This window comes from Bizionia sediminis, from assembly GCF_042684585.1.
GTDB classification, from domain to species: Bacteria; Bacteroidota; Bacteroidia; order Flavobacteriales; family Flavobacteriaceae; genus Algorimicrobium; species Algorimicrobium sediminis.
Window position 1 is genome coordinate 17,678 of sequence record NZ_JBHULS010000006.1, and the last position, 22,261, is coordinate 39,938.

The following is a 22,261-nucleotide window of genomic DNA, read 5'->3' on the forward strand; positions in this document are numbered from 1 at the left end:
AACTTTAAAAAAACGAGCTAAACACCATGCTAAAAGATAATAATATTATTTTCATTTCAGTTTTTGGTTTATTGGTGCGACTCATTATTTTTTTTGGTTTTTACACACATGTAACTATTTACCCAGATAGCTCGGGTTATATAGATTTGGCAGAACGCATTATGGCACTGTCCTATGGAAATTACGACGGCATGCGTACGCCCGGCTACGCGTTACTATTGGCTTTAAGTTCTGGAAATTTACACGTGGCAGTAGCCTGCCAATTTTTATTAGGAATAATAACGGCTGTTTTGTGGTATTTACTTTTGTTGAATGTAACATTCTCCAGAAAACAAAGCTTTATAATCACACTATTTTTGCAGTCCTTTATAAATGTTTACTTCTTTGAAACGGCCATTCTCATGGAATCTTTGGTTCTGTTTCTACTTTCATTAGTTTTTTATCTAATTACCAGCGGTCGTAAAAGTCTGACTTTTTACCTGTTATTAGCGCTGGTTTTTGCCTATTTAATTTTAACCAAGCCATTTTATCTGTTCATACCATTTTTACTATATGGCTTTTGGTTTTTAAAAGAACCCAAAAACTGGAAAGGCTTAATAAAACGCTCGGTAGTGCTTATGTTTCCAGTATTAACCTATTTAGCTTGGTCTGCAGTTATTAAAAAACACCATGGTAATTTTTCGTCTACCACATTAATGGGGGTTTATTTGTCTCAAAATGTGGTGCGTTTTGCCGAAAATACATTCGATAATTATAAATGGCTTTATGAACCTTATGTTGCGTACAGAAACGAAGCCATAGCTGCCAACAAAAATATTGCCATGTCTATTTGGTATGCTTACGACAACGGCGCTTACCAAGCGTATAATTTGGAGTTTTCTGAATTTAGTCAGGCCTTATTAGCCTATGCCAAAGATACCATAGCCAAAAACCCGCTGGCGTATTTGGAACAGGTGCTTTTTTATTCATGGGCAGATTTTTGGAAACCTACGCTGTATTGGAATTACAACGATTTTAATTTTAAACACGCCAATACATTTTTTACAGCCATTTGGACCATGCAAAAAGTAATTTTGTACTCATTCAGAATAGTGTTTTTGTTGCTGGTGCCACTGTTTGTTATACAGGCTATAAGAAATAAAACTATAAATTGGGGTTTTATTAGTATGTCAGTTATATTTATAGCATCTGTACTACAGGCATTGCTAACCTACGGAACAAACAACCGATTTAGCTTCCCTTTTGAATTTTTAATTATTATTTGTGTAATATTATATTTTAAGAATAAAAATTGGTGGTTTTTAAAGCCACTGGTACATAAATTTAAACTTTAGTTTTGCAAAAATCTATGCTATCAGCTTATTCGGTACAATACTATAACGCCTCATGTTACCAGCAGTGGAATAATTTTATTGCCAATGCCAAAAATGCTACGTTTTTGTTTCATCGGGATTTTATGGAATACCACCAAGACAGGTTTGAGGACGCTTCTGTGTTGGTGTTTAAACAGGATAAACTAGTGGCTATATTACCTGCAAATAAAATAGGAACCACGGTGTTTAGTCACCTAGGTTTAACCTACGGTGGATTAATTTACAGTGCTAAATTAAAGTTTCAAACGGTGTTGCAGATCTTTCAGAAGGTTCTTCAGTTTTTTTATACAGAAGGGTTTGAGCAACTGGAATTAAAATTACTACCTAGTATTTACGCAAAAGGGCCTAATCAGGAACAAGATTATATCATGTTTTTGCTTCAAGCAAAATTGGTTCGACGCGATATGTTGTCTGTAATCAGTTTGTCGGAAAACTTACCCTTTTCCAAGGACAGAAAGGATGGTGTTAAGCGCGCGCTAAAACACCATTTAGTTATTAAAAACGACAACAATTTTACCGATTTCTGGCAAACCATTTTGGTGCCCAATTTACAACAAAAGTACGGCGTAAAGCCCGTGCATTCTGCAGAAGAAATTACCCTGTTACACAACCGATTTCCAGATAATATAAAACAATTTAATGTTTACTTTAATGAAAAACTGGTGGCAGGAACTACTGTTTTTATTTCAAATCGCGTGGCACATTCGCAGTATATTTCGGCAACAACGGATAAAAATAAATTAGGGAGCTTGGACTTTTTGCATCACGTGTTAATAACAGAAACGTTTAAAAACAAACCATATTTCGATTTTGGTATTTCCAATGAAAATAAAGGTAAACAGGTAAATGCAGGTTTGGTTTACTGGAAGGAAGGTTTTGGCGCTCGGGCTATTGCTCAAGATTTTTATAGCATTCCCACAGCCAATTACAACCATTTAACTAACGTCATGTTATGATAAAGTTTTTAGATCTTTCAGCTGTCAATGCCCGTTATGAAGCGGCCTTTCAACGTAAATTTCAAGAATTTTTACGGCAAGGTCAGTATATTTTGGGAAATGAAGTTTCGGATTTTGAAAATGATTTTGCTGCTTATTGCGGATCAAAACATGCTATAGGGGTAAGCAATGGTTTAGATGCCTTAATACTTATTTTAAAAGCCTATATAACATTAGGTAAGTTGGAGCCAGAGGATGAGGTTATTGTGCCTGCAAATACGTATATAGCCAGTGTTTTAGCAATTATTCACGCTAATTTAAAGCCAGTTTTTGTGGAGCCAGATATTAAGACCTATAACCTATCGGCTGCCGAAATTGAAAAACACCTGTCTCCTAAAACTAAAGCCATTTTGGTAGTACATTTGTACGGGCAATTGGCTCCTATGCAATCCATTAATACGCTGGCTCACAAAAATAATTTATTAATAATAGAAGATGCGGCCCAAGCGCATGGTGCAACCAATAGTTTAGGTAACAGGGCCGGAAATTTAGGGCATGCAGCTGCCTTTAGTTTTTATCCGGGTAAAAATTTAGGAGCTTTGGGCGATGCGGGTGCTGTTACAACCAACAATATGGCTGTGGCACAAACCATACGAACATTAAGAAACTATGGTTCTGATAAAAAATATGTAAACAGGTTATTAGGCGTTAATAACCGTTTAGATGCGTTGCAAGCGGCATTTTTAAATATAAAATTAGCAGATTTAGATGCCGATAATGCTATAAGGCGGCAAATAGCAATGCGCTACCTATCCGAAATAAAGAATTCAAAAATAGTCTTGCCCTATTACAATAATACAGCCAATCATGTATTTCATTTGTTTGTGTTGCGTGTTGAAAATAGAGCCGAGTTTATAAATTATTTGCAAGAAAATGGTGTAGAAACCGGAATTCATTATCCCATAGCACCACATAAACAGGATGCTTTAAAAAGCTACGCCCATGTACACTTGCCTATTACCGAAATGTTGCATACACAGGTGGTAAGTTTGCCAATAAGTCCTGTTTTAACCCAAGCAGAAGTTACTAAAGTTATTAGCCTTGTAAATAATTATAAATGAAACGCTTACTTAAATACATAAACAACAATGTATTGTTTAAAGTAGCTTCCTTAAATTCGGTGGCTATGTTGGTTAAAATTATTTCAGGTTTTTTAACCTCCAAAGCCATCGCCTTATTTGTTGGTGCCGAAGGTATGGCGCTAATAGGTAATTTGCGCAATTTTTTAAGTTCCATACAAGCGGCTTCCATTTTAGGCCTTTACACAGGAGCAGTAAAGTATGTGGCCGAATTTAAAGACAATACCATTGAGTTAAGTAAAACAATTTCTACGGTTTTCTACTTGGGGTTTGTTGCTACTATTGCCGTGTCGTTTTTTTCTTATTACAACGCCCAATTACTAAACGATTATGTGTTTTCATTTTATAACGATTATGCTTATGTAATTCGGATTATGGCCATAGCGCTACCGTTTTATGCCTTAAACATGTTTATTTTTAGTATTTTAAATGGTTTTTCAAAGTATAAAACACTTATTATTATAAATATAATCGGACAGATTTTTGGCTTGTCCATTACCTTACTTCTTATTTACAAAGAACGTTTGGATGGCGCTTTAATTTCGGTGGTTATATCAGAATCGCTTTTGTTTTTTTTCAGCTTGGTGGCTATTGCCAACCGGCGTAGCTTGGTGCCTCTAATTAAGGTTAACCGCATAAGTTTTAAATACTTAAAAAAATTAAGTTCGTTTTCAATTATGGCCATATTTTCAGCCTTTTTATTACCGCTGGTGGCTATAGCTATTCGTAATTATATTACGGACTCTGTTGGTTTAAAGGAGGCAGGTTTTTGGGAGGCTATGAATCGGATTTCCAAATACTATTTAATGTTTGTAACCTCGTTATTAACACTTTATATTTTGCCTCGCTTTTCTGAAATAGATACTAAATCGGAATTCCGTGCCGAAGTTTTTAATTTTTATAAATCTGTTATGCCCATTTTTGCTGTTGGCTTAATTGGCATTTATGTATTTCGTAATACCATTGTGCTTATCTTGTTCTCGGAGGAGTTTACGCCAGTGGCCAATTTGTTTTTGTGGCAGCTTTTAGGCGATTTTGTAAAAGTACTCTCTATTGTAATAGCCTATCAGTTTCTAGCTAAAAAAATGTTCTGGCATTATATGATAACCGAAGCATTTTCTGTAATTATTTTATACTTTACAAGTATTTATTTTATAGATATTTACGGTGTTGAAGGCGCCAACATAGCTCATTTTGCCACTTATGTACTTTACTATGGCGTTATTTTAATGTTGTTTAGTTCGTCGTTGTTTGGCGTTATTTCGGAAGATGAATTTGACGACAGCAATAACCAAAACGTTTCATAATAATTTAATCTTGCCAGTGTTGCAAGTAGCGTTTTGCTATACGCGTATAATGATGCTCTTTTTCTATAAAGGCACGCGCATTTTTACCAATAATTTGTAGTTGCTCTGGGTTTTCAATTAACCATTCTATTTTATCGGCTATGTGTGTGGCATTAGGTAACGCATTTATGGCTATTGTATTGGGGGCTAAATGGTAGTGAGTTAGCCATTCGGTTTCGGCACCAGTAAAAACAACTTTACCCTTGGCCATGGCCTCCAAAGCATTGTAGCCTTGGTCGTAAGCATACACCTGATCTAATATAATATGTGCCCGATTGTACGATTCTATGTATTGGCTGTACGGTAAATTTTCAACTTCTATAATGTCCACATGCTGCGCGTATTTACTTTTAATAATCGCCAAGGCTTCTTTAAAAATATCGTTGCCTTTTTTGTAAAAATTACGCGAATTGATGCCGTGAAAAATGACAATTTTGTCCGTTACAGCTGTGTTTTGAAAAGGTAGTTTATCCACATTTATCGGGTTAGGAATCATGCCTAAATACTGTTTGTGGTTTTGTAGTGGTATGTGGTAATCCAAATCCGATGCAATAACACCTGCTATATTTTTAAAAACGAATTTATGTAAGGTTTTTAGTGGCGGTGTTTGCCATTTTAAAACATGCCAAAACACCGATTTCGATATTTTTCCGGCTTCGTAAGGTGTGTAAATAGAGTATCTAAATTGTTTGTTAAAGGCATATTTAACGCTAATATAGTCTGTACCACAGGATAGTAAAAATACTTTTTTGTTATGCGAAAAAATATATTCAAGCAAGCGTTTTTCGGTTTTTGGTACCGTATTAAAAGGGTTTTCGTTTATTAATTGCACACAATCAAAACCTGTAAGCAGCTTTTTTTTTTGATTAAATTGTTTTTCAATATTTCTGGAGGTTACATCAATACCTGTTAGTTTATAAATGCTTTTTTTAAAAAAAAGAGGCAAACCGGTATTGTAGCGCTCTTTAAATACTATATCTACCGGATAATTCTTAAAATCGTCGCGAAAACCGGCAAGGGTAACTTGTATCCCCAAGCTTTCTAACCCTTCTTTAAGGGAGTTGTGTAGTCTGCTGTATTCGCCAATTAATAATATCTTCATTTCAAAAATATACGGGTGTAAACAAAGTTTGCTGGGTTTAACTAAATTTAGTTAACAGGAATTCGTTTACTATATTTGGTTTCTAAATATTGAATAGTGCAAAGTAACAATAAAAAGATTTGTTTAGTTGTATCTTCTTTAGGAAAAGGAGGGGCACAGCATGCCGCGGCTTTACAATCCACGCTTTTAGCCAAATTAGGATACAACGTACATATTGTTACAGTATTTAACGAGGTGCTTTATAACTATTCTGGCACCTTATTTAATTTAGGTAACTACAAAACAGAAACCAATTCGGTTACAAACAGGTTGGCACGACTATTTATGCTTCGGAAATACCTTAAAAGCGAAAATTTTGATGTTATCATCGATCACCGATCGCGCGTGCAAGGTTACCGAGAGTTCCTTATAACTAAATTCTTGTATCAGGTTCCTACGGTGTATGTTATTCATTCCTATCAGAAAACAATCATGTTTCCAAAACAGGATTGGTTGAGTAGGTTGTTGTATAAAAACGAAGTAATGGTAGGTGTTTCCGCGGGTATTACTAGGTATTTTAAATCCGAATATCAACTAAAAAGTATACAAACAATTTACAATGCCTTTAATTTTGAAGACATCCAGCGCATGGCCCAACTACCACTAAATAATCCTTTATTAAAAACGGTTTATATTCTTTTTTATGGCCGATTGGATTTAGCTTCTAAAAACTTGACTTTGCTTATAGACGCCTATCAGGCCTCTAAACTACCTAAAAATAATGTGAAGTTAGTTTTGTTAGGAAGCGGTCCGGACCAGGCAAGGCTTAAAAGCTATGTAGCAAATTTAGATTTGCAAGATATGGTGCTATTTTTGCCGCAAACGGCCAACCCTTATCCGTATGTAAAAGAAGCTAAATTTACGGTGTTAACTAGTCATTACGAAGGCTTTCCTTTGGTTATTCCGGAGTCTCTTTGTTTAGGTACCCCAGTTATTTCAGTAAATTGTAAAACGGGTCCTGATGAAATTATTCGCAATAAATTTAACGGATTGCTGGTGCCAAATTATAACGTTGAGGCATTAGCAAATGCCATGAATAGTTTTATATTTGATGAGGTTTTATACACCACCTGTAAAACCAATGCCCCAAAAAGCGTGGCACCCTTTGCTATGGCGCAAATAGCCCATGAATGGGAACATTTACTAAATAAAATAGCATGACAAGTAGGTTACACAACTTAAAAATTATAGATATTCCTAAAGTTCAAGATCCACGTGGAAATTTGGCTTTTATTGAAAAAGATGTTATTCCTTTTGCCATAAAACGGGTGTATTATTTATACGATGTACCTAGTTCTGCACATCGGGGCGGCCATGCGCACAAAAAATTATACCAGGTTTTGGTGGCTTTAAGTGGTAGTTTTGAAGTGCACTTAAAAGATGGCGAAACCGAAACTAAAATTACACTAAACAAACCAGATAAAGGCTTGCTTATTGTACCGGGCATTTGGCGCGAAATTGGTAATTTTTCCTCGGGTTCGGTTTGCTTGGTATTAGCTTCGGAAGATTATGATGAAAGCGACTATATTCGCAATTATGAACGTTTTCAGTTATTTAAACGGTCTTAAATAAATGCCCCATTGCTGCAATACATGTTGTAGTTTTTTGGAAGCTACTAAAACAGATTTATTTTGTCGCATTAAAAAACGTTGTTTTTTGTTTAAACTAGAAACCGAAATTTTATTAAAATAAGATAAAGCTTCTGCTTCTTGTCCATTTATACGGTGCTGAATACCTATGGCAAACCTGTTAATGTCTAGATATGTTTTTAATGACGGCCTTTGTTTTGCAGCGGTTTCGTATTGATCGAAATTTATAAAGCGGCGTAAATTTGTTCTGGTATGCGAAATGCGGTTTTCGGCTTGTAAATTATGTATGGCCGTAACACGGTTACTAAAAGCAACGGGATGTTTTAAGGCTATTCGCAACCACAAATCGGTGTCTTCTCCAGCGCCAAAAGTAATAGCTTCGTTAAACCCGCCCAGAGCATCAAGTATTTTTTTTGGTACCATGGTAGCCGAGGTCCAAGCCAAATTGTTTACCGTGCTAGCTTTAAAGTAATCCGCAACAATGCCTTGCCACACTTTGTTTTGTGGTATGGTATTGTAAACCGAATGGTAAAGTTTGCCGTGCTGTTTTTTGGCATAAGCGCTAGCGTATAAACCACAATTAGGAAATGCGTTTAGGAGTGTTTTTAAATTTTCTAAATGATTGGGGTACCAAAAATCGTCTGCATCAAGAAAAACTATATAGTCTGTTTTTGCCTTCTGAATACCAAAATTGCGCGCAGCAGAAACGCCTTGATTTTCTGTGCTATAAATGGAAATTCTGGAATCCGAAATACCTTCAACCACAGTCAAACTAGCGTCTGTAGAGCCATCGTTAACCACAATAACTTCAAAATTAGGCTCGCTTTGGTTTAGCACATGCTGCAAGGTGTTGGCTATAAAGTTGGCCTTGTTATAAAGTGGAATGACAATGGAAAAAATAGGATGCATGTGGTTTTGTTTAAACGGTATTTCAACTTAAATATAGGGCTTTGTTACACTTGTTTTAGGTTATTTATTCGGTTTGCAAGCTTCGTATTCTACAAAAATAACCCAATCTATATAAATCGAAAACAAACAAATTAGGAGCCTTATTTTTTGTAAGATATTTGGTAATAGTGGGCTCCATTAATAGCATTATTTTTCCAAATAATGTATGCAAATACAACTGTTTAAGGAATAAATAATATTTTAAGAGGCGTATGGGTGTTTGTTGGTCGTCATCTGGGTTTAGGATGTTTAAAGTTTGGAGACTTTGTTTGGTTTTCTCTAAAAAATCCTTGTTGGCATCAATGCCTAAATGATAAACTTCATTGTTGGTATGTTTTACGGCAATGTTGTGCGCTTTTAAGGTATTACCAAAAACATAGTCCATACCATACCTATGCGCTAAATTGTACTGGTTAGTTTTTAAAAATAAGTTTTTTTTAATAACAAAATTGGCCGAACAGGTTACGCGATATTCGGACTGTTGCCTAATAGCCGCAGGAACTACTTCGCGTTTACTACCAAATTTAAAACGAAGCGCATTTTCTGGCCTAAACTGATTTTTATGGTAAGCTATACCACCAAATATAACAGGTTGATTTTCCTGTAGCAAGGCTATGTAGTTTTCTAAAAAATTGGCCTGTTTGGGCATGACATCGGCATCTAGAAATAGGAGCCATTGGTAGGTGGCTTTTTCGGCTAGTTCTTGTCTGGTTTTCGTTCTGCCAGTATTTGTGGTTCGGGCAATAAAGCTGCAGTTTTCTATTGTGTTTATTGCTTCATTACTCGCTATTTCACTGCCATTGGAGCCGTCATCTATACAAATAATTTCAAAAGTAATGGCGCTTTTTTGGGCTTGTGTAACCAATGTTAGCACCAACGGATACACATTATAATTGTATGTAGGAATTAAAATTGAAAGCATGAGCGCATTACATTCGGTTTGCCAAAGCTAATAAATAATTAAACACTTTTGTTATACCTAGCTATTTATAACTTGATGTAATGCTTGGAAAAAGTATATATTAGCACATGTATAATTTATACGTCTTGGCCATAGGGGGTATATTATTTGTTTCAAGTAAGGTTTTATGCTATTTAACACTGTAGATTTTGCTGTTTTTTTTCCGATTGTCTTTCTGCTTTATTGGTTTGTTTTTAACAAATCTGTTTGGAGTCAAAATGGGTTTTTAATTCTTTGTAGTTATTTTTTTTATGCTTGTTGGGATTGGCGTTTTTTGGGGCTCATATTTTTTAGTTCGGCAGTAGATTTTACAGTTGGTAAATTTTTAAAAAATGAAACACGCCAATCACACCGAAAAGCCGCTTTACTGGTAAGTTTGTTGGTTAATCTTGGAACGCTTGGGTTTTTTAAATACTATAATTTTTTTATTGAAAATTTTCAACAGGTATTTGTTTTGTTTGGAAAAACACTGGAACCGGCAACGCTTCAAATTTTATTGCCAGTTGGTATTAGCTTTTACACCTTTCAAACTTTAAGTTATACCATAGATGTTTACCTAAAAAAAATAGAGCCAACCAATAACGGTTTGGCTTTTTTTGCGTTTGTTAGTTTTTTTCCACAACTGGTAGCTGGTCCTATAGAGCGCGCAAGCAATTTGTTGCCCCAATTTTTAAATAGCCGAACTTTTAAATATCATAAAGCCACGACGGGTTTAAAACTGATAGTAATTGGCCTGTTTAAAAAAATGGTAATTGCCGATAACTGCGCACTTGTAGTAAACGAGATTTTTAGTAACTACCAAAACCACAGTGGAAGCACGTTACTTATGGGCGCTGTTTTTTTTGCATTTCAAATTTATGGCGATTTTTCCGGGTATTCGGATATTGCAATTGGAACAGCAAAATTACTGGGATTTGATTTAATGAAAAACTTTAATCTGCCTTATTTGTCTAGAAATTTACGAGAGTTTTGGAGTCGTTGGCACATTTCATTATCCACGTGGTTTAGGGACTATGTGTACATTCCTTTAGGTGGCAACAGGGGTTCAAAAACACAGGTAATAAGAAATCTCTTCATTGTGTTTTTGTTAAGTGGTTTGTGGCATGGTGCTAATTGGACTTTTGTAATTTGGGGTTTTATCCATGCTGTTTTTATAATATTACCCATACTTTTTAACAGGCAAACCAATTATAACCATGTAGCTAATTTAGGGCGGGTGTTTCCTACTTTAACAACAGCTTTTAGCATAGCGGGCACATTTTTAATTGTTACATTAGCTTGGGTTTTTTTTAGGGCAGAAACGGTTACACATGCCTTGTTGTACTTACAGGGTATAGCAAACAGGTCCTTATTTACTATGCCGGCAGTTTCCAAAGGGTTTTTATTGGTGCTACTTGGTTATATGTGTGTAGAGTGGGTGCAACGCGACAAAAAGCATTTACTAATTATGCCGTGTATACCCTATAAACCACTGCGTATTTTTATTTATTACCTGTTGGTATTTTGTATTTTGTATTTTGCTGCAGATGCTCAACCGTTTATTTATTTTCAATTTTAATGGCGCGCTTTATAAAACATATTATTTGGTTTTTAATACCCATCTTTTTGGGTTTCTTAATTGTGGAAGGCTTTTATCGGTTTGTGCCCAATAATTATGCCTTCAAGCATGCCATGATAACCCAAAATAAAGCGGCTATTGAAACGCTTGTGTTTGGCGATTCGCACACGTTTTATGGTGTAAACCCAAATTACTTCAATTCGCATACGTTTAATTTAGCAAATGTTAGTCAGACATTGTATTTCGATACGTTACTCTTTGAAGCCTATGTTGCGGATATGCCTAATTTAAAAACGGTTATACTGGCTGCGGAGTACTCCAATTTAAGTCAGGAGGATAATACCCAAGAAGATATTTGGCGCAAATATTTTTATGCGCGTTACATGCATTTAAATGTGCCGCTTATTAAACCGTACGATGTAAAAAAATACAGTTTAGCGCTCACACAAAAGTTTGGTAAAACGGTTGGTTATATGCAAGCTTTCTTAAAAAATAAAACGCTTGTAGGGGCCGATAGTACCGGTTGGGGAAATACGTATAAAAAAGCCATAAGCGCAGCCGATTTGGAAAGGTTAGCAACTATAATTGCCAAAAAGCATGACGATGGCACCGCCGATATTTCAAAAAATATAGCTCGTTTAGAAACCCTTATAAAAAGCTGTCAAGAAAAAAATATAGCGGTTATTTTGGTTAATATGCCTGTTAGTTTACCTTATTTGCAGAAACTAAATCAGAACGAGGTTACAGCCATTACAGAAGCAACGCAACAATTGGCAAATAACTACAGCCATGTAACCGCAATCAATTTTTTAGGAGATAGGCGTTTTAAAAGAGTGCATTTTCACGATGCCGATCATTTAAACCAAGCCGGAGCCGCTTTATGTAGTAACATATTAAATGCGGTTATAAATAAGCCTTAAGCTTTGCGCTGCACAACTTCGTATATTTGGTTGTCGTCGCATTTTAATGTCTTACTCGGGTACTTTAAAAGCAAAGCATAATCGTGTGTTGCCATTAAAATAGTATTGCCGTTTTTGTTTATTTCGCGCAAAACCTCCATAACTTCAACACTGGTTTGCGGGTCCAAATTTCCAGTAGGTTCGTCTGCTAGTATTAGTTCTGGATTGTTTAAAAGCGCTCGCGCAATGGCAACACGCTGTTGCTCGCCGCCCGAGAGTTCGTGCGGGAATTTAAACCCTTTTGTTTTCATGCCCACTTTATCCAAAACTTCAGAAATTCGGGTTTCCATATCTTTTTTCACCTTCCAACCTGTAGCTTTTAAAACAAACAGTAAATTGTCGTTTACAGTCCTGTCTGTAAGTAGTTTAAAATCCTGAAAAACAATACCTAATTTGCGGCGTAAAAACGGAATATCCTTCTCCTTTAGGCCACGTAAGTTAAAGTCCACAATGCTGCCTTCCCCTTTTGTTAGCGGTAAATCGCCGTAAAGTGTTTTCATAAAACTACTTTTTCCTGTGCCTGTTTTTCCTATTAAATAAACAAAATCACCTTTGTTAATTTCAACATTTACATCGGATAAAATTAAATTATCGCCCTGAAAAATAGAAGCATCTTTTAAGTGAAGGATGTGTTGCATAAATGTATAGACTAAATTAAATTGCTTTTTTACCGCAGGACAAAGTAAGCAAATAAAGCCAAAAAGGGAAAGTAGAATTAAGAAATAGTTTTAAAGCTTTTACGCATTTGTTACTGTTGCTTTCTTTTTTACGAGTAGGTGCTTATCCCTTCAAAAAAAAACAGCGTTATGCATATAGGGGGTATTCAATTTAATAACTCTGTTTATAATTATAACATAATTCTAACGTTATAAAATACATATTAATTTATCTTTGATTTTAAATTAAAAAACGGTTTCATGTTTAAAAAAGTGGTTCTTTTCCTTGGTGTTTTAGGTTTTTTTGTAAGCACTAATGCCCAACAGTCTCAAGTTTATACCAACAGCTTAATGGATTACCAAAAGGCGGTTGATTTGTATAATAGTAACCAGTATCAGGCGGCGCAAATGTTGTTTAAAGACTTGAAAAAAGAAGCGCAAACAACTGATTTCGTGGCGGATTACGATTATTATATTGCCAATTGTGCCATTCGGTTAAATCAGAGAAATGCCGATAAATTGGTTATGGATTTTGTTGAAAACCATCCTACAAGTACCAAGCGGAATTCGGCCTTTTCCGATGTAGCCGACTATTATTTTGCAAATGGCGACTACCCAAACGCAAAAAAATGGTACGAGCGTGTTAACGAAAATGATTTATCCAGAAGTCAGCGCGATCGGTTCAGTTTTAACAAAGGTTATGTGGCTTTTGCGACCAAAGATTATAAAACGGCCAGAAATTATTTGTCGCGGGTAGAAAATTCTGAAACCTACGGTTCTCAAGCCAAGTATTATATTGGTTTTATGGCCTACGAAACCGACGATTATAACGAGGCAAGTACCTATTTTGATCAGGTAAGCGAAAAAGCGGGCTATCAAGAAAAGTTGTCGTATTACCAAGCAGATTTAAACTTTAAACTAGGTAATTTTAATGAAGCTATAAAATTGGCAAAAGCGCAATTGCCTAAAAGCACAGCAGCCGAAATTTCCGAACTTAATAAAATTATTGGCGAAAGCTATTTTAACCAACAAAAATACGCCGAGGCCATACCCTTTTTAACCGCTTACAAGGGTAAAAATGGTAAATGGAACAATACCGATTTTTATCAGTTGGGTTATGCTTATTATAAGCAGTCCGATTACGAAAAAGCCATTTCGGAGTTTAATAAAATAATTGATGGTAATAACGCTGTGGCACAAAATGCCTATTATCATCTGGGGGAAAGTTATATTAACCTCAATAAAAAACAGGAAGCTTTGAATGCTTTTAGAAATGCCTCGCAAATGGATTATGATTTAAAAATACAAGAAGATGCCTGGCTTAACTATGCAAAAATAAGTTATGAAATTGGTAATCCATACCAATCCGTACCACAAGTGCTTACCAACTACTTGGAACGCTACCCAAACTCGGGTTTTACGGCAGATATTGAAACCCTTTTAATAGATTCCTACATTACCTCTAAAAACTACCAAGAAGCCTTGCGTTTGTTAGATGGTAAACGCAGTTTTGCCCATAAAGAAGCCTTTCAAAAAGTAGCCTTTTACAGAGGCTTGGAACTGTATAACGAAACCAAGTTTCAGGAAGCAGCCAGTATGTTTAGCAAGGCAGTAAACGAAGCAATTAACGACGTTTACACAGCGCGGGCTACATTTTGGAAAGCAGAAACCGACTATAATTTAGCCAATTATAACAAGGCCTTGATTGGTTTTAAACAGTTTAAGCAATTTGAAAATGCCCCAGCAACACCAGAATTTAAAAACAGCGATTATCACTTGGCATACACCTACTTTAAATTAAAAAACTATACCAAATCTAGCGAGTTTTTTAATAGTTATTTGCAGCAATCCAATATAGATCCTATTCGCTTAAACGATACTTATTTGCGCGTAGGCGATGCTCATTTTGTATCTAGTAACTACAGCGCAGCTGCCGATGCCTACAACAAAGCGCTTAAATTGAACAAAGTAGATGCCGATTATGCCTTTTTTCAAAAAACATTAAGCCAAGGTTACCAAGGAAACACCAACCAAAAAATAACAGGTTTGGAGCAGTTTATTGCCAATTATCCAAATTCTACCCTGCGCGATGATGCCATGTACGAACTAGCTAATACCTATGTTAAGGTAAATAAAACCGATTCGGCAATTGCTTTATATAGCCAATTAACAAGTACGTACCCAATGAGCACGTTTGTTTCTAAAGCCATGTTGCGAAAAGGCCTAATTTACTACAATGCAGGAAAAAATGAAGACGCTTTAAAGGTGTTTAAACAGGTGGCAAGCGCATTTCCAAATACCCCAGAAGCAAACCAAGCGGTGTCCACGGTGCGCTTAATTTACATCGATCTAGGTCGCGTAGATAGTTATGCAGCTTGGGTGAATACCTTGGATTATATTACTGTTTCGGATACCGATTTAGATAAAGCTACCTACGAGTCTGCAGAAAAGAAATATTTAGACAATAAAACAACCGATGCCATTAAGCAGTTTAATGGGTATTTAAATCAGTTTCCAAAAGGAATTTATAATCTGCAAGCGCATTTTTATTTGGCACAATTGTATTTTAAGGAAGACTTAAAAGACAATGCGTTACCACATTACGAGGCTGTAACAAATGCCACACCTAGCGAATTTACAGAGGTAGCCTTAGCGCGATCTGGGCAAATTTATTTAGAACAAAAAAATTGGTCCAAAGCTATTCCAATTTTAAAGCGCTTAGAATCCGAATCGCGGTTTCCTCAAAATGTGGTTTATGCGCAATCAAATTTAATGAAAGCGCATTATCAATTAGAGGCCTACAAACAAGCTGTAGCGTATGCCGAACAGGTTTTAAAACAAGATAAAATTGACAACAAAATTATAAGCGACGCCTATGTTATTATGGCACGCTCGGCCATGAAAACTGGCAACGAAAGTAAAGCCAAAACAGCCTATGCTCAAGTAGAAAAAACAGCCACGGGCGAAACAGCTGCAGAAGCGTTTTACTACAAGGCTTACTTCGAAAATAAATCTGGCAATTTTGAAGCGTCTAATGAGTCGGTTCAAAAACTGGCTAAAGATTTTTCGGGGTATAAATATTACAGTGCTAAAGGTTTGGTGTTAATGGCCAAAAATTACCACGCCTTAAACGATGCCTTTCAGGCCACCTATATATTAGAAAGTGTTATTGAAAATTTTACCAGTTATACCGATGTGGTTGCCGAAGCACAACAAATTCTAACAGACATAAAAACAGAGCAGGCTAAAACTAATGCCTCTGTGCAAGAAATAACACCCAATGGTAACTAAAAGTTATTCAACCCAATGAAAAATTTGTTTCAATTTTTGCAATTTAAAAACACGTTTATGCGCAAGCACATATATTTTAGCTTTACCGGTTTATGCCTTTTTTCAACCTTGTTTTCCTGGGCACAAGAACGGGAAAATGATACCTTAAATACCAATGTAATTAATGTGGTAAAACCGTATACACCTACTATTTCCGATGCGTTTAAAGTGAAAGAAACACCCGTACTGGACGATGGTGTTACCACAGCAAAAAAAGCAGTAGATTATACTATTTTTTCAATTCCAGTTGCCTCTACTTTTACACCGGCAAAAGGAAAGGCGGCGGTTTTAGACAAACAAAAAGCGCCTAAATTATTCGATAATTATGCTAATTTGGCTTTTGGGAGTTATACCAGTGTTTTAGCCGATTTGTATTTAAATCACGCCATTAGTAGAACCGAAAATATTGGAGGGTATTTACAACATCAGTCAGCTCAAGGGGGTATAAATAATTTGTTGCTAGACGATGCTTTTTACAACACCAAACTACAAGCCAATTACGAACAAATAAACCGAAATTTAAAATGGGATCTTAATTTGGGCGGCTTACACCAAGTGTATAATTGGCACGGGATGCAGCAGCCATATTTTAACGAAACAGATGCCAAAGGTGTCGATGCAGGCCATACGTTTTACGGGGCTAATCTGGGAGGTAGTGTTCAGTTGGAGGATGCTTATTTAAGTAAAGGCGAAGCACATTTTCAATACTTTGGCGACGATTATGGTTCTGCAGAAAATCATTTTAAAGCCAAACTAATTTCCGATGTCACCATAAAGGACTACGACATTAATACCCAATTAACCATCGATTATCTTGGCGGAAGTTTTGATAGAAATTATTTTAATTCGGAAGCCATTAATTACGGTAACTTTAATATTGGCTTGGCACCTAGCTACCAATTAGTTCAAGAAGATTTAAGCGTCAATCTAGGCGTCTCTGTTGTGTATTTAAACGATACGGAAGCAAGCGAAAGCAATGTGTATATATACCCTAATATTGCAGCATCCTACCGCCTTGTGGACGAGCTGCTGCTGGTTTATGGTGGTATTGAAGGCGGGTTAACTCAAAATACGTATTACAGCGTGTCGCAAGAAAATCCGTTCGTGTCGCCAACACTCTTAATACTGCCCACCAATAAACAATATGACGCTTATGTTGGTTTAAAAGGAAAAATTTCAAGCAATATGGGCTACGATGTAAAAGCATCTTATAGAAGCGAGAAGAACAAGCAGTTGTTTAAAAATAATTTAATTCCTTACGATTTTACGCGTACCGAAGCCTATCAATATGGAAATTCATACGGCCTTGTTTACGATAAAATTACTACCTTATCCGTGGGCGGCAAGTTGCAGGTAGACCTTAATCAGGATTTTACTTTAGCGCTTACAGCCAATTATTTTATTTACAATACCGATGCGGAAGCAGAGGCTTGGAATTTACCCAATATGAAAGCGTCATTAATGCTGGATTATCAAATAACAAACAAATGGTTTGCAGGTGCTAATTTGTTTTTTGAAGGCGAACGTCAGGCTGTTTCCGGATTTGCTTTTGCCAATAACCCCGCAAATCCAATATTTACAAATAATCCCTTGCCAATAACACTGGATGGTTTCTTGGATGCAAATGCGCATGTAGGCTACCGCGTAAATAACAGGTTGGATGTGTATGCAAAAGTGAATAATTTGGCAAATCAAAGTTACCATCGTTGGCTAAATTACCCTGTGCAAACGTTTCAAGCCTTGGTGGGAGCTTCGTATAAATTCGACTTTTAATAAAAACCTGAAATTAGCTATGTAACATAAAAGTGCTCCAAATGGGGCACTTTTTTTATTTTTCTTAAAAGCTATTTTGTTTACAAAGTGTTTTGTTTTAAGTTTATTACCGAAAAAAAATAATAAATTAATTAACGCTTTTGCACGCCAACGCCATATGAAAAAATTGCTCGTAATTGTCCTTTTAGGAACCGTCTTAACTTGCCAAAAAGAAAAGCCACAAGTAGATACCATTGTTATAAATGCCCATATTTATACCGTTAATGATAAATTTGAAAAAGCAGAAGCCTTTGCCATTAAAGACGGGAAGTTTGTGGATATTGCAGCCGCCAACATATTACAAAGCAAATATGCGGCAGACACGATAATTAACGCTGAAGGAAAAACCATTTTTCCGGGATTTATTGATGCTCATGCACATTTTGAAGGTTTAGGGAATAATCTGTTAAGTGTGGATTTAATGGGAACCACCAGTTTTGACGATGTTTTAAAACGGGTTATTCGTTTTCAAAATGAAAAACAATTACCTTTTGTTTATGCCAGAGGTTGGGATCAAAACGATTGGGAAGACCAAAGTTATCCAGACAATGCGCTGCTAAATCAGCTTTTTCCAGATACGCCTATAGCTCTTGGCCGCATAGATGGGCATGCTACCTTGTTTAATCAGGCAGCATTGGATTTGGGTAAAGTAACCAATACCAGTAGTGTAGCAGGAGGAGCGTTTATTAAAAAAGAGGGTAAGCTTACTGGCGTATTGGTGGATAAGGCTCAAAATTTAGTTTACAATAATTGGCCTACGGCCTCAGTTGCACAACGCGTGGAGGCGCTTTTAGCTGCTCAAAAAGAATGTTTTAAATATGGCTTAACTACGGTTGTAGATGCAGGCGTACATGCAGATGCTATTGCTATTATGGATAGCCTATACCAGACAAATCAGTTAAAAATTAGACTATACGTTATGGCTAGCGGTACGGAACAACAAATCGATTATTACCTAAATAAAGGTGTTGTTAAAACAGACGGTTTACACATCAGATCGTTTAAAATTTCGGCCGATGGCGCATTAGGGTCCCGAGGCGCTTTATTGCGTGAGCCCTATTCCGATGCCAAACATACTTATGGTTTGCCTGTTACCAGTTTAGATTACCTTGAAAATGCAGCTAAACGAATTGCTAATTCTAATTTTCAACTAAATACACATGCTATTGGAGATTCTGCCAATCATGCTGTTTTAAATATATATCAGAAGGTTTTAGAAGGAAAAAAAGATAAACGTTGGCGTATTGAACATGCGCAAATTGTGTCGGCAGCCGACTTTGAAAAATTTAATAACATAATACCCTCGGTGCAACCAACACACGCTACAAGCGATATGTATTGGGCTGAAGATAGAATTGGCGCTGAACGCCTAAAAGGTGCTTATGCTTATAAAAAATTATTAGAAAGCTATGGTAAATTGGCTTTAGGAACGGATTTCCCGGTTGAAAAAGTAAATCCGTTTTTAACCTTTTATGCCGCGGTAGCGCGACAAGATTTAGACGCCTTTCCAGCGGATGGTTTTCAGAAAGAAAACGCCTTATCGCGAGAAGAGGCCTTGCGCGGTATGACTATTTGGGCAGCTTATGCTAATTTTGAGGAGGCCGAAAAAGGAAGCATTGAGGTTGGTAAATGGGCGGACTTTATTATCCTAGATCAAGATATCATGACAGCTAATATAAAACAAGTGCCTTACACCAAGGTTTTACAGACTTATCTGGGTGGGGTGCGTGTCCATTAATTTATAAAAACAGTTTGTTGCAACCTAAAAGTCTGGAAACGTTCCCGTAGCTAGACTTTTCTGTTTGCGCCCAGCGCTTAAAGTTTTGTTAGTTTCGCTAAATAATCAAAATGCGGTCCATCCAGTATTTTTTGGCAGGATAACCCAAGGGTTTCGCAGGCAAGTTTTAGGGTGTCGAAATCTAAATATAACCATTTCATAGGGTTTTCCTCTTCACCTTTATAACTTAAATAATAGTCCAATTCACCATAGTAATTTGCTTGGGTGTCTATCCAAAACCCACCATCCTCATCTTCGTACATATATTTAATATCCGAGGAATCTATTAATACCTGGCCATTTGGTTTTAGCAGTGATGTGATATGTTTAAGGTAGGCGCTAACGTGAGCTAGTTCCTGAAAAATTCCAGTACCATTCATAAGTAATAAAATGGTATCAAAGGTTTCAGTTTCGTCTAAAAGGGCTTTTTGTTGCACGTTTTTTACACCACGCTTTCGCGCTACTTCAATGGCTCCGGCAGAAATATCAATACCCTTAACAAGGAGCCCTTTGTTTTGTAAATACAAACTATGGCTTCCGGCTCCGCAGCCAACATCTAAAACAGTGCCTTTTGCCAACTGCAAAGCCTTTTGTTCTATTTTGGGCATGTTGCTAAAATTTCTGAAAAGATAAGGAATAGGCAAGTCATCTTCCTCCGAAATATTAGTATAGGTTACTAAATCCTCTGTGTAATTACCAGATTGGTAATCTACTAGCGCTTTTCCAAATAAATCTTTTAAAAACAAAGTTTACAGTTTAATAGTTATAGTTTTTGGGGTTTTTCTTATTTTGCGACCCCAGTAAATTTGAAAATCCCCATCATTTTGAGTGTTAGCCCTAAAATAGAAATGCTTCCAAAACTTGCCAAAGATAAGCATAAGGAATCCAAAGATTTCTTTAAAAAACTAAAAAAGAAACCACCAAAGCAACTGGATTACCTTATGCAAGAATTGCACGAAGCGGCATTTAAGGAAACCAATTGTTTAGAATGTGCTAATTGTTGCAAAACAACAGGGCCTTTGTTTACGGATAAAGATATTCAACGAATTGCCAAGCATTTTAAAATGAAACCCCAGCAATTTATTAATCAGTTTTTACGAGTAGATGAGGACAACGATTATGTTTTGCAAACCGTGCCATGTACTTTTTTAGGCGCCGATAATTTTTGTAGTATTTATGAGGTGCGGCCTAAAGCCTGCCGGGAGTTTCCACACACAGACCGTAAGAAGTTTCAACAAATTTCTAATCTTACGTTAAAAAATGTGGCCATTTGCCCTGCAGCTTTTAACATTGTAGAAGCCATGAAAAAACGCATCAACTTTTAATAACTTTTAGTATCTTTAAAGAAAAAAATTGGACGCTGTTATTTCATATTTCGAAACCATTCCTAGTTTGCATCGCAGTGCGTTGTTGGTTGGTGGTATTGTGTTTTTCTGGTTTTTGGAAGGCGCTTTACCTTTATTCCGGTTTTCGTACAAAAAATGGAAACATGCTTGGCCTAATTTGTTTTTTACGGCAACCACGGTGGTTATAAATGTGAGTTTGGCCTTTGTTCTGTTAAAAACAACCGATTGGGTAACGGCTCATAATTTTGGAATTATAAATTGGTTACCACAGATGCCGCTGGTTGTTTATGTGTTGTTGGGTGTGCTGTTACTCGATTTTTTTGGTGCTTATTTAGCCCACTTTGTGGAGCATAAAGTTCCCGCGTTATGGAAAGTACATTTAGTTCATCATTCAGACCATCATGTAGATACAACAACAGGAAACCGCCACCACCCAATTGAAAGTGTTATCCGGTTTGCTTTTACCGTTTTGGGTGTTTTTATAGTGGGTACACCAATAGCCATTGTGTTTTTATACCAATCCTTGTCGGTTGTGTTTACGCAATTAACCCATGCAAATATTAAATTACCGCGTACAACAGATAAACTTTTAAGTTATATTTTTGTGTCGCCAGACATGCATAAAGTGCATCATCATTATGTATTGCCTTATACAGATTCCAACTACGGAAATATTTTTTCTATATGGGATAGGATTTTTGGTACATATAAAGAATTGGATCGCGAACAAATTATATATGGTGTAGATGTGTTCCCAGATGCGGTAGCAAATGGCCAAATAAAAACGTTATTAAAACAGCCTTTTGTGCCTTATCAACACCCACCCAATAAAACGAATTAATAGCAATTTAAATAATTTATGAAATCCCCTCACCATTCAATAGCCTCTTTACTTATACCTTGGCGTTTACACCAGTGTTACTTTGGTTTAGCCAACAATACATCCAAACTATTATGTAAACTTAATACCCAAATGCCTCACAAAAAACTATGAATTTAAAATATAGTAACACGTTGCGTACGGCATTTTGCGGGTTTCTTTGTTTTGGATTTTTTATGTTAGAACAATCGGTTTTTGGACAAACCAGTTATACCGCAAAAATTGTAAAAAACACCAATATAAGTGCGCGTACTTTGGTACATGAGCTAAACACAACAAAAGATACGCTATTGCTGGCAAGCAACAGCCAAATTAATCATATATACTCCATAAACGAGGACTTTAAGCGGGAAATAGATATGCACCCGTTTAAAAAACAGTATAAATTACCACTTGCTAATTTTACAAAAGGCAAGCATGTTTTAGTGGTTTCTCAAGACGCAAAAAAAATTATTTTTGTGGTCTATATTACGGATCCAGAAACAACTGTAGAGCGCACGTAATGTGCATG

At 36.3% G+C, this 22,261-nt stretch carries 19 protein-coding genes; 14 read left to right on the forward strand and 5 right to left on the reverse strand.

What is annotated here, in order from left to right; translation table 11 throughout:
* The first annotated feature begins 26 nt into the window (after positions 1–26).
* From ACFSQP_RS11530 to ACFSQP_RS11545, 4 genes are read left to right on the forward strand one after another with little or no spacing between them, the layout of a single operon-like run.
* Positions 27–1,334 (forward strand): hypothetical protein, encoded by a 1,308-nt coding sequence (locus ACFSQP_RS11530; protein ID WP_376894637.1) that lies wholly within the window; start codon positions 27–29, stop codon positions 1,332–1,334.
* A 14-nt stretch (positions 1,335–1,348) separates the two neighbouring features.
* Positions 1,349–2,329: a GNAT family N-acetyltransferase gene (locus tag ACFSQP_RS11535; protein ID WP_376894639.1), complete on the forward strand. Its 981-nt coding sequence runs from the start codon at positions 1,349–1,351 to the stop codon at positions 2,327–2,329.
* Positions 2,326–3,429: a DegT/DnrJ/EryC1/StrS family aminotransferase gene (locus ACFSQP_RS11540; protein WP_376894642.1), complete on the forward strand. Its 1,104-nt coding sequence runs from the start codon at positions 2,326–2,328 to the stop codon at positions 3,427–3,429. Before ACFSQP_RS11535 ends, ACFSQP_RS11540 begins: the two co-directional genes overlap by 4 nt.
* Positions 3,426–4,754: an O-antigen translocase gene (locus ACFSQP_RS11545; protein WP_376894644.1), complete on the forward strand. Its 1,329-nt coding sequence runs from the start codon at positions 3,426–3,428 to the stop codon at positions 4,752–4,754. Before ACFSQP_RS11540 ends, ACFSQP_RS11545 begins: the two co-directional genes overlap by 4 nt.
* A 4-nt stretch (positions 4,755–4,758) precedes the next feature.
* Here the strand turns inward: ACFSQP_RS11545 and ACFSQP_RS11550 are convergent, their stop codons facing one another.
* A complete protein-coding gene (locus tag ACFSQP_RS11550; protein ID WP_376894647.1) occupies positions 4,759–5,895 on the reverse strand; it encodes a glycosyltransferase in 1,137 nt (378 codons plus the stop codon).
* 96 nt (positions 5,896–5,991) lie between these two features.
* Here ACFSQP_RS11550 and ACFSQP_RS11555 point away from each other — a divergent pair, with 96 nt between their 5' ends.
* Together ACFSQP_RS11555 and ACFSQP_RS11560 are read left to right on the forward strand one after the other, a co-directional pair.
* Complete coding sequence (locus tag ACFSQP_RS11555) at positions 5,992–7,095, forward strand: glycosyltransferase (protein ID WP_376894650.1); 1,104 nt, start codon at positions 5,992–5,994, stop codon at positions 7,093–7,095.
* Complete coding sequence (locus ACFSQP_RS11560) at positions 7,092–7,502, forward strand: sugar 3,4-ketoisomerase (RefSeq protein WP_376894653.1); 411 nt, start codon at positions 7,092–7,094, stop codon at positions 7,500–7,502. Before ACFSQP_RS11555 ends, ACFSQP_RS11560 begins: the two co-directional genes overlap by 4 nt.
* Here the strand turns inward: ACFSQP_RS11560 and ACFSQP_RS11565 are convergent.
* Positions 7,485–8,432 (reverse strand): glycosyltransferase family 2 protein, encoded by a 948-nt coding sequence (locus ACFSQP_RS11565; protein ID WP_376894656.1) that lies wholly within the window; start codon positions 8,430–8,432, stop codon positions 7,485–7,487. The genes ACFSQP_RS11560 and ACFSQP_RS11565 overlap by 18 nt on opposite strands.
* Before the next feature lie 64 nt (positions 8,433–8,496).
* Positions 8,497–9,393, reverse strand: a complete 897-nt coding sequence (locus ACFSQP_RS11570; RefSeq protein WP_376894659.1) for a glycosyltransferase family 2 protein — start codon at positions 9,391–9,393, stop codon at positions 8,497–8,499.
* Between the two features lie 313 nt (positions 9,394–9,706).
* On the opposite strand from ACFSQP_RS11570, the gene ACFSQP_RS11575 reads away from it, so the two are divergent.
* Both ACFSQP_RS11575 and ACFSQP_RS11580 read left to right on the forward strand, forming a co-directional pair.
* A complete protein-coding gene (locus tag ACFSQP_RS11575; RefSeq protein WP_376894662.1) occupies positions 9,707–10,990 on the forward strand; it encodes an MBOAT family O-acyltransferase in 1,284 nt (427 codons plus the stop codon).
* Positions 10,990–11,910 (forward strand): hypothetical protein, encoded by a 921-nt coding sequence (locus ACFSQP_RS11580; protein ID WP_376894665.1) that lies wholly within the window; start codon positions 10,990–10,992, stop codon positions 11,908–11,910. Before ACFSQP_RS11575 ends, ACFSQP_RS11580 begins: the two co-directional genes overlap by 1 nt.
* Here the strand turns inward: ACFSQP_RS11580 and ACFSQP_RS11585 are convergent.
* Complete coding sequence (locus ACFSQP_RS11585) at positions 11,907–12,587, reverse strand: cell division ATP-binding protein FtsE (RefSeq protein WP_376894667.1); 681 nt, start codon at positions 12,585–12,587, stop codon at positions 11,907–11,909. The genes ACFSQP_RS11580 and ACFSQP_RS11585 overlap by 4 nt on opposite strands.
* 279 nt (positions 12,588–12,866) lie before the next feature.
* Between ACFSQP_RS11585 and ACFSQP_RS11590 the strand changes: the two genes are divergently transcribed.
* From ACFSQP_RS11590 to ACFSQP_RS11600, 3 genes are all read left to right on the forward strand, one after another.
* A complete protein-coding gene (locus ACFSQP_RS11590) occupies positions 12,867–15,896 on the forward strand; it encodes a tetratricopeptide repeat protein (protein ID WP_376894670.1) in 3,030 nt (1,009 codons plus the stop codon).
* Positions 15,897–15,953: 57 nt separating this feature from the next.
* Positions 15,954–17,708, forward strand: coding sequence for a TonB-dependent receptor (locus ACFSQP_RS11595; RefSeq protein ID WP_376894673.1), 1,755 nt, complete (start codon positions 15,954–15,956; stop codon positions 17,706–17,708).
* A 157-nt stretch (positions 17,709–17,865) separates the two neighbouring features.
* A complete protein-coding gene (locus ACFSQP_RS11600; protein ID WP_376894676.1) occupies positions 17,866–19,485 on the forward strand; it encodes an amidohydrolase in 1,620 nt (539 codons plus the stop codon).
* Positions 19,486–19,562: 77 nt separating this feature from the next.
* Here ACFSQP_RS11600 and ACFSQP_RS11605 read toward each other — a convergent pair whose 3' ends face one another.
* A complete protein-coding gene (locus ACFSQP_RS11605; RefSeq protein ID WP_376894678.1) occupies positions 19,563–20,270 on the reverse strand; it encodes a class I SAM-dependent methyltransferase in 708 nt (235 codons plus the stop codon).
* 102 nt (positions 20,271–20,372) lie between these two features.
* Here ACFSQP_RS11605 and ACFSQP_RS11610 point away from each other — a divergent pair, with 102 nt between their 5' ends.
* The 3 genes from ACFSQP_RS11610 to ACFSQP_RS11620 all read left to right on the forward strand — a co-directional run bounded on the left by ACFSQP_RS11610 (position 20,373) and on the right by ACFSQP_RS11620 (position 22,253).
* Positions 20,373–20,849 (forward strand): YkgJ family cysteine cluster protein, encoded by a 477-nt coding sequence (locus ACFSQP_RS11610; protein WP_376894832.1) that lies wholly within the window; start codon positions 20,373–20,375, stop codon positions 20,847–20,849.
* Positions 20,850–20,877: 28 nt separating this feature from the next.
* On the forward strand, positions 20,878–21,711 hold the full coding sequence (locus tag ACFSQP_RS11615) for a sterol desaturase family protein (RefSeq protein ID WP_376894681.1): 834 nt from the start codon (positions 20,878–20,880) through the stop codon (positions 21,709–21,711).
* Between the two features lie 149 nt (positions 21,712–21,860).
* Positions 21,861–22,253, forward strand: a complete 393-nt coding sequence (locus ACFSQP_RS11620; RefSeq protein WP_376894684.1) for a hypothetical protein — start codon at positions 21,861–21,863, stop codon at positions 22,251–22,253.
* Positions 22,254–22,261: the final 8 nt, after the last annotated feature.